This is a genomic window from Streptacidiphilus monticola (assembly GCF_042658505.1).
Classification (GTDB): Bacteria; Actinomycetota; Actinomycetes; order Streptomycetales; family Streptomycetaceae; genus Streptacidiphilus; species Streptacidiphilus monticola.
Map to the genome: position 1 here is coordinate 1 of NZ_JBHSQJ010000079.1, position 8275 is coordinate 8275.

The following is an 8275-nucleotide window of genomic DNA, read 5'->3' on the forward strand; positions in this document are numbered from 1 at the left end:
GGGCGGCAGGCCCGGGGCGCGGGGGCCGGGGCGCCGGGCAGCGCGGGACGCACGGCCCTCAGCCCAGGGCCGGGGCGGCAGGCCCGGGGCGCGGGGGCCGGGGCGGCAGGCCCGGGGCGCGGGGGCCGGGGCGCCGGGCGCGGAGACGCGAAGTCCCGGTCAGACGCGGGGCCTTCGGCTCACGGCGACCCCGGGCGACACCGGGAACAGAGCCGCCAGGCCCGGGCCCTGGACGCGGAGCGGGGCGCGGGGCTCTCAGCCTAGGGCCCAAGGCGGCGGGCACGGGGGAGGCGCGAAGTCCCGGTCAGACGCCGGGACTTCGGGGGCGTAGCGGGGCCACGCCGTACCCGGACGGCGGCCGCAGGACCTGGGCGGGGGCGCGTGGCGCCCAGGCGGCGCCAAGCCCGGGGCCCCGGGCGGGGAGCGCGGAGCCCTGGCCGAACGCCCGGGCCTGCCGACTGCGGCGGCGCCAGGGTGGAGGCGGCGGGGCGTCGCCGTGTGAGGACGTGGCATCGCCGCCACCCGCTTGGACGTGGCCGGGGGCGGCAGCCGTGGCAGGGGCGACGCGCAGCGGAAGGGGCGGGGCGTCCGGCGTCGCTGGGGCATGATGGGGCGGTGGACTTGGAGCCGTACCGGGGGGATCTGGTGGCGTTCTGCTACCGGATGCTGGGCTCGTTCCACGAGGCGGAGGATCTGACGCAGGAGACGCTGCTGCGCGCCTGGAAGGCGCGGGAGCGGTACGACCCGGGGCGGGCGTCGGTGCGGACGTGGCTGTACCGGATCGCGACCAATGCCTGCCTGAGCGCGCTGGAGGGGCGGGCCCGGCGGCCGCTGCCGTCGGGACTCGGGGCGCCGAGTGACGATCCGCGGGCTCCGCTGACGCCCGCCGTGGACGTGCCGTGGCTGGAGCCGTTCCCGGACGCGCGGTTCGACGTCGAGGCACGGGCCGATCTCCGGCTGGCGTGGGTGGCCGCCGTGCAGCTGCTGTCGGCCCGCCAGCGGGCGGTCCTGGTGCTGCGCGAGGTGCTGCAGTTCTCCGCCGCCGAGGTCGCGGAGCAGCTGCGCACCTCCGTCCCGGCGGTCAACAGCGCGCTGCAGCGCGCCCGCGCGGTCCTCAAGGACGCATTGGGGCACGGCGCGCCCGCGGAGCTGCGGGAAGCGGACGACCCGGAGGTCCGCGCCGTGGTGCAGCGTTACGCCCGGGCCTTCGAGGCGGCGGACGTGCTGGCCCTGGTGCGGCTGCTGGCCGAGGACGCGGTGCTGGAGATGCCGCCGGTCCCGCTCTGGTACGTCGGGCGGGGGGACTACGGCCGGTTCATGGAGCGGGTGTTCGCGCTGCGTGGACGCGACTGGGCCGTGCGGCCGCTGCGTGCCAACGGCCAACCCGCGCTGGCCGCCTACGCCTCGGACGAGGCGGTCGGCGGCCGTCGGCTGCACTCGGTGCAGGTCTTCGCCGTCACCCGGGGCCGGATCTCCCGCAACGTCGTCTTCGCGGACCCCCGGGTGCTGGCGTCCTTCGGCCTGCCGTCGCGGCTCGGCGGGGCCGGGGACCCGCACTGACAGAAGGCTCCCCGGAATTCTCCCGAAACGGCGATGAGTTCCGGTGGTCCCGCCGGTACGTACGGGTGGACACCGATCCGCCTACCCGAAGGGACCATCGCCATGAGCGTCATCGCCATCGCCTTCACCACCCTCGACGGGGTCGCCGAGGACCCGGACGGCTCCGCCGGCTCCGGGCCCGGCCCCTGGATGTTCCGGTACGGCCGCGAGGCCGTCGGCGGGGACGCGTTCCGCCTGGGACGCCTCCTGGACGACGGGGTGCTGCTGCTGGGCCGCGGCACCTGGCAGCACTTCGCCCGGCTCTGGCCGAACCGGGACGACGCCTTCGCCTCGCGCATGAACGCGGCCGACAAGCTCGTCGCCTCGCGCACGCTGACCGAGGCGGACGCCGCGGCCTGGGCCAACTCCCGTGTACTGCAGGGAGACCTCCTCGACGCGGTCAAGCGGGAGCGGCGCGACGTGCTCGTCATGGGCAGCCTGGACATCGCCCACCGGCTCGCCGCGGCCGACCTGGTGGACGAGTACCGGCTGCTCACCTTCCCGGTCGTCCTCGGGCGCGGCCGCCGGATCTTCCCGGAGAATGGCCCGGTCACCGAACTTGACTGCGTGCAGGTCGAGTTGGACGGCCCGCTGATCCGTACCCGGTACCGCAGGAGCACGCGCTGAGCGAGACCGGCGGCGCCGGCCGAAGCCTCGCGGGCGGCAGCTCGCGGGGCTTCGGCCCGACCGGAACGACCCGGATTTGGTCTAGTCCTATTGACGGAAGGCCCGCCGAAGCTGTTTGGTAGTCACGCTCGGGCCCGAGCGCACCCACACCCCCACAGCCCATGCACCGCGGGCATCCCCCGAAGGATTCTGTGTCATGCACGTGGCGAAACTCGCGGCCTCCGCCGGCGCCCTGGCGCTCGCGGTGACCGGCGCGGTCGGCCTGCTGGCCCCCACCAGCAGCTCCGCCGCGACCAGCGTCTACTCCGTGGCTCCCTATGTCGACATGTCGAACGGTCAGGAGGGCCTGCTCGACACCGCGATCACCCAGCACGGCCTCAAGGCCTACACCGCCGCCTTCGTGCTCGGCGAGGGCTGCAACCAGATCTGGGGCGACACCCTGCCCATCGGCGCCGACTCGTTCACCGATCCGCTGATCGCGAAGGCCAAGTCGGAGGGCGCCTCCGTGATCGTCTCCTCCGGTGGCGCCAGCGGCGAGCCGCTGGCGTGGACCTGCTCCACGCAGAGCAGCATCGACGCCGGCTACCAGGCGATCATCAACGACTACGGCGTCACCCAGCTCGACTTCGACGTCGAGGGCGCCGCGGTCGCGGACACCGCCGCCGCGGCCCGGCAGATGCAGGCCATGAAGGACCTCAAGGCGAGCAACCCGAACCTGCAGTTCTCGATGACCCTGCCCGTGCTCACCAGCGGCCTGACCGGGGACGGCGTCAACATCCTCAAGGCGGCGAAGAACGCCGGCATCCGCATCGACGTGGTCAACATCATGACCATGGACTACTACGCGGGCACCGGCACCGAGATGGGCCAGGGCGCGGTCGCCGCCGCGCAGGCCACGCTCGCGCAGATGCAGTCGGTGGACCCCGGCTACAGCTACGCCAACCTCGGCATCACCCCGATGATCGGCAAGAACGACGACGGCTCGACCTTCACCCTGGCCGACGCCCAGACGGTGGAGAGCTTCGCCGCCCAGCACGGCGTCGGGCGGCTGGCCTTCTGGTCGGTCAACCGCGACCAGCCGTGCAGCGGCAGCGCCAACTCGCTCTCGACCTGCAGCGAGATCAGCCAGAGCACGCTCGCCTTCACCGATGCCTTCGTCCCCTACGAGGGCAGCTCCGGCGGCGGGGGCGGCGGCAGTTCGAGTGACTTCTCGCTCTCCCTCTCCCCCGGCTCCGCCTCGGTCGCCCAGGGCGGCTCGGCGACGGCCACGGTCACCACGGCGGTGACGGCGGGCAGCGCGGAGGGCGTCAGCCTGAGCGCCTCCGGGGCGCCTTCCGGGGTCAGCATCACCTTCAGCCCCAACTCCGTCACCTCGGGCGGCAGTTCGACGCTCACCGCGACGGTCGGCTCCAGTGCTGCGGCGGGCACCTACCCGATCACCGTCACCGGCAGCGCCGCCTCCGGCAGCCACAGCGCCACCTACTCGCTCACCGTCACCAGCTCCGGCGGAGGCGGCGGGGGCGGAGGCGGAGGCGCGCTGACCAACGGCGGCTTCGAGACCGGCGGCCTCAGCCCGTGGACCTGCCAGTCCGGCAGCGCCGTGGTCAACTCCCCCGTCCACAGCGGCAGTCACGCACTTCTGGTCGTCCCGGGCTCCAGCACCACGGGCGAGTGCGACCAGGCCGTCACTCTGCAGCCCAACCACAGCTACACACTGACCGGTTGGGTCCAGGGCCCGTACGCCTACATCGGCGTCAGCGGCGGCGCGAGCGCCAGCACCTGGTCCAGCGGCAGCAGATGGAACCAGCTGAAGGTCACCTTCACGACCGGCAGCAGCGGCGCCGTCACCGTCTTCGTGCACGGCTGGTACGGCCAGGGCAACGTCTCCGCGGACGACTTCACCCTGAGCTGAGGCCGCGACGGCCCGCCGACCGCCCGTGGGACCCCCGGATGACACGCTGCCCGGGGTCCCACGGGCTCATGCCGTGACCGGCGGCCCCGCCGCCGGCGCGGCGTCAGATGCCGACGTAGTTCTCGGCGAAATGGTCCTGATGGCTGCGCGAGGAGCGCAGACTCTCCAAGCGGGCGAGTTGCAGGCCGCGCAGGAAGTCCGCCTCCTCGCCGGTCCCGGTCGGCCCGTGCAGCAGGTTGATCATCCAGTGGGAGAACTCCTGCGCCCGCCAGACACGGGGCAGGCAGTCGGCGGAGTAGCGGGCCAGGGCCGCGGAGTCCCCGGTGTGCACCGCCAGGACCAGTGCCCGGGCCAGGATCTCGGCCTCCATCACGGCGAGGTTGGCGCCCTTGGCCGCGGAGGGGCTGATCAGGCCGGCGGCGTCCCCTGCCAGGAAGAGGCTGCCGAACTGGATCGGGCTGAGCACGTCGGACTCCATCTGCACCACCGCGCGCTCCAGCACCGGCCCCTCGCGCAGCGGCCCGAAGGTCTCGGCCTGCATGCGCTGGTGCAGTTCCGCCCAGATGCGGTCCTCACTCCAGGACATGGGGTCCGTGCCGCGCGGGCACTGCAGGTAGTAGCGCGTCACCTCGGCGGTGCGGGCCATGTGGCCGGCGAAACCGCGCTCGTGCACGGCGTACCCGACGGCTTCCATGCTCGGCGGCGCCTGCACGAGCAGCGCCAGCCAGGACACGTCGTGGTCACGGCGGTGTCGCCGGACCGCACCGGGCGGCAGCGCCCGGCGGCTGGCGCCGTGTCGGCCGTCGCAGCCGGCCACGTAGCGGCTGGTCCAGCGCCTGGTGACGCCTCCGGCGTCACGGGTGGCGACCTCGGGACGGTCCCCGTCCAGGCCGGTCACCGCGGTCACCTCGGTGTCGAACCGGAGGTCTCCGCCCCGGGCGAGGAACTCCGCGACCAGATCGGCCACCAGGTGCTGCTGGGGGTAGACCGTGTGCACCTCGGCGCGCCCGAGCTTTCGGTAGCACAGCTCGAACTGGCCGCCGGGGTAGCGGAAGGCACACGTGTCGTGCTCCTTGCCGCGCGCCGACAGCCCGGCGTCGAGTCCGTTCTCGGCGAGCACCCGCACCGTGTTCGCCGCCAGGAACCCGGCCCGTGCGCGCTGCTCGACATGGGCGCGGCCGCGCTGCTCCAGGATCGCGCAGTCCACGCCCGCCGCCAGCAGCAGATTCCCGAGCACCAGGCCGGCCGGTCCGGCCCCGATGATCAGTACCGGGACGTCCTCCCCGTGCGCATGCTTCGTCATCTCTCCCCCGTCGCACGTCAGTTGCCGCATCGTGCGCGCCGCACGGCCGGCACGCCCCGGAGGAACGTCCGGGGCGCCCGGGCGGTTCCACGGGCGTGCCCGGTGCCGTGCCCGCCGCCGTGCGGGCGGTGACAATGGCCCCATGGACCCTGCAGTTCAGCAGTACGTGGACGGCGTCGCCCCGGAGCACCGCACGCTCTTCGACCGGGTGCACGGGCTGGTGCTGGAGGCATTCCCCGAGGCGGAGCCGGTGCTCTCGTACGGGATGCCGACCTACCGCGTCGGCGCCCGGCGGCTCCACGTCGGGGTCTGGCAGCACGGCATCTCCCTGTACGGCTGGGGGAAGGACCGCGACGGCGGTTTCACGGCACGGCATCCGGAGCTGCTCAGCGGCCGGGGGACGATCCGGCTGCGCCCGCAGGACGCGGCCGGCATCGGCGACGAGGAGCTGAGGGCGCTGATCCGGGCGGCGCTGGCGCCGTAAGGGCGCGTGTCGCCCCGAGGGCGCGTCTGGCCGTGAGGACGCTTCTCGCCGTGAGGGGGCGTCTCGCCGTGAGGGGGCGTCAGCCGGCGTCCGTGTGCGGGGACGAATCCGGCGGCGAGGCCGGGAGCGAGGCCAGGTAGGCGCGCCAGCCGCCGTGGGCGGTGATGTCCCGGGCTCCGGACAGGGCGTCGGGTGTGCACAGGAAGCCAGGAACGACGGAGCCGTCGGCCAGTTCGACGGGGCCCAGTGCCATCGGGCGGGGCAGGCCGTCGACCAGTCGGCCCAGTCCCTCGGCGGGGATGCGCCACAGTTCGGCGTCGATGGAAGCGCCGTCCGCCCCCACCCGGACCAGGCCCGGTTTGGCCGGGCTGGTGGAGAGCGCGTAGAGCCGGTAGCGGGGAGCCGTCCGGGTCGCGCGCTCGAAGCGGGCGCCCAGGCACAGCAGTTGGCCGTTGAGCGGCTGACCGGTGAGGTGGGCCCCCACGACGGCGAGCAGCGGGGCGGGCCCGAGCAGCCGGGCCAGTCGGGCGAGCCGCTCGTCCGAGTGGGCCGGGCCGATGAGCATCACGCCGAACGGGCGGTCGCTCGTCCCGTCGGCGCCACTGACGGGCGCGCCGGGGACGGCGACGGCGGCGAGGCCCAGCAGGTTGGTGGAGTTGGTGAACCGCCCCAGGCGGGCGTTGGTGCCGACCGGGTCCGCGGCCACCTCGGCGAGGCTGGGATGGCCCGGGGTGGTCGGCAGCAACAGCGCGTCCGCGTCGCCGAGTTGGGCCAGGGCGACGGCACGGAGGGCGGCCAGCCGGTCGCGGTCCGCGAAGAGGCGATGGGCCGGGATGTCCCGCGCGCCGGTGATGATGCGGGCCACGGTCGGATCGAGGTCGGGGGCGCCCTTGCTGATGAAGTCCCCCACGGCGGCGTAGCGTTCGGCGACGAACGCGCCTTCGTAGAGGAGCGTGGCGGCCTCGGTGAAGGCGGTGAGGTCGATGGGGCGCAGCTCCGCCCCCGCGTCCGCCAGGCGCGCCGCCGTCGCCTCGAACGCGACGGCCCAGCCGGGGTCCAGCTCGCCGAGCTGCGCGGTCGCGGGCACCGCGACCCGCCACGGGCCCGGCCGACGGGCGGGCGGGCGGTTCGGCGAGTCGGTCATGACGGCGAGGGCCGTTTCCGCCTCGTCGAGCGTCCGGGCGAAGACGGTGACGCAGTCCAGGCTTGCGCAGGCCGGCACGACGCCGGCGGTGGGCACGAGCCCGTAGGTCGGTTTGAGCCCGACGATGCCGTTGAAGGCGGCGGGGACCCGGCCGGATCCTGCCGTGTCGGTGCCGAGGGCGAAGTCCACGATGCCCAGCGCGACGGCGACGGCCGAGCCCGAACTGGAGCCCCCGGAGACGAGGTCGGGGTGATGGGCGTTGCGCACGGCGCCGTAGGGGGAGCGCGTACCCACGAGACCGGTGGCGAACTGGTCGAGGTTGGTCGTCCCCAGCACGAGCGCGCCGGCGGCGCGCAACCGGGCGACGCCGGTGGCGTCGGCGTCGGGCCGATAGGCGTAGGACGGGCACCCGGCGGTGGTCGGCAGCCCGGCCACGTCGATGTTGCCCTTCACCGCGAAGAGCCTTCCGGCGAGCGGCAGTTCGGGATCGACGGCGGCCGCCTCGGCCTCGACGTCAGCCTGCGGCCTCAGGTCGATCCACACCTCCGGCCGCTCGACGACGGCGATCCGCTCGTACGCGGCCCGCACCCGGGCGATGACGTCGGCTGGCATGGGCGCTGCCCTCTCTGGGAGTTCGGTTCGATGGTAGGCAGCCCTCCGGCGCGAAGCGCTGGGGGCCGTGGGCCGTGGGCCACATGCCCTACGCCTGCGGTGGAGGTGACACAGGGCCGCCCCTCCGGGCGGGCCCCCGCACCCGCGGGCCGGAGCCCATCCGGGCGGCCCCCCGCCCGGAGGGCGGCGAGGCCCAGGCCCCAGGGCCCGCAACCCGACCCCCCACAGGGCGGCCCGGCCTCCCGGGCCCCACCCCGGCCCGGGCGGGCCCGGGGGCGTGCGGTCCGGACCCCGCCCGGAGGGCGGCGAGGCCAGAACCCCAGGGCGCGCACCCGGCCCCCCGCACGGCGGCCCGGCCTCCCGGGCCCCACCCCGGCCCGGGCGGGCCCGGGGGCGTGCGGTCCGGACCCCGCCCGGAGGGCGGCGAGGCCAGAACCCCAGGGCGCGCACCCGGCCCCCCGCACGGCGGCCCGGCCTCCCGGGCCCCACCCCGGCCCGGGCGGGCCCGGGGGCGTGCGGTCCGGACCCCGCCCGGAGGGCGGCGAGGCCAGAACCCCAGGGCGCGCACCCGGCCCCCCGCACGGCGGCCCGGCC

The 8275-nt window shown here is 75.1% G+C and carries 6 protein-coding genes; 4 read left to right on the plus strand and 2 right to left on the minus strand.

Features of this window, described 5'->3' with window-relative positions; all coding sequences use genetic code 11:
- Positions 1-615: 615 nt before the first annotated feature.
- The 3 genes from ACFP3V_RS19235 to ACFP3V_RS19245 all read left to right on the plus strand — a co-directional run bounded on the left by ACFP3V_RS19235 (position 616) and on the right by ACFP3V_RS19245 (position 4138).
- On the plus strand, positions 616-1560 hold the full coding sequence (locus tag ACFP3V_RS19235; protein ID WP_380585048.1) for a sigma-70 family RNA polymerase sigma factor: 945 nt from the start codon (positions 616-618) through the stop codon (positions 1558-1560).
- 102 nt (positions 1561-1662) lie between these two features.
- Positions 1663-2226 (plus strand): dihydrofolate reductase family protein, encoded by a 564-nt coding sequence (locus ACFP3V_RS19240; protein WP_380585050.1) that lies wholly within the window; start codon positions 1663-1665, stop codon positions 2224-2226.
- Between the two features lie 196 nt (positions 2227-2422).
- Positions 2423-4138: a carbohydrate binding domain-containing protein gene (locus ACFP3V_RS19245; protein ID WP_380585052.1), complete on the plus strand. Its 1716-nt coding sequence runs from the start codon at positions 2423-2425 to the stop codon at positions 4136-4138.
- Between the two features lie 103 nt (positions 4139-4241).
- On the opposite strand, the gene ACFP3V_RS19250 is transcribed toward ACFP3V_RS19245, so the two are convergent.
- Positions 4242-5441 (minus strand): 4-hydroxybenzoate 3-monooxygenase, encoded by a 1200-nt coding sequence (locus ACFP3V_RS19250; protein ID WP_380585054.1) that lies wholly within the window; start codon positions 5439-5441, stop codon positions 4242-4244.
- 142 nt (positions 5442-5583) lie between these two features.
- Between ACFP3V_RS19250 and ACFP3V_RS19255 the strand changes: the two genes are divergently transcribed.
- Positions 5584-5925: an iron chaperone gene (locus ACFP3V_RS19255; protein ID WP_380585055.1), complete on the plus strand. Its 342-nt coding sequence runs from the start codon at positions 5584-5586 to the stop codon at positions 5923-5925.
- A gap of 79 nt (positions 5926-6004) precedes the next feature.
- On the opposite strand, the gene ACFP3V_RS19260 is transcribed toward ACFP3V_RS19255, so the two are convergent.
- The gene (locus tag ACFP3V_RS19260) at positions 6005-7681 is read right to left on the minus strand and encodes an allophanate hydrolase (protein WP_380585057.1); all 1677 of its coding nucleotides are present in this window, start codon (positions 7679-7681) and stop codon (positions 6005-6007) included.
- Positions 7682-8275 lie beyond the last annotated feature (594 nt).

Coding starts and splice junctions, on each gene's coding strand:
- ACFP3V_RS19240 (WP_380585050.1), top strand. CDS start 1,663: ATGAGCGTCATCGCCATCGCCTTCACCACCCTCGACGGGGTCGCCGAG.
- ACFP3V_RS19260 (WP_380585057.1), bottom strand. CDS start 7,681: ATGCCAGCCGACGTCATCGCCCGGGTGCGGGCCGCGTACGAGCGGATC.
- ACFP3V_RS19255 (WP_380585055.1), top strand. CDS start 5,584: ATGGACCCTGCAGTTCAGCAGTACGTGGACGGCGTCGCCCCGGAGCAC.
- ACFP3V_RS19250 (WP_380585054.1), bottom strand. CDS start 5,441: ATGACGAAGCATGCGCACGGGGAGGACGTCCCGGTACTGATCATCGGG.
- ACFP3V_RS19245 (WP_380585052.1), top strand. CDS start 2,423: ATGCACGTGGCGAAACTCGCGGCCTCCGCCGGCGCCCTGGCGCTCGCG.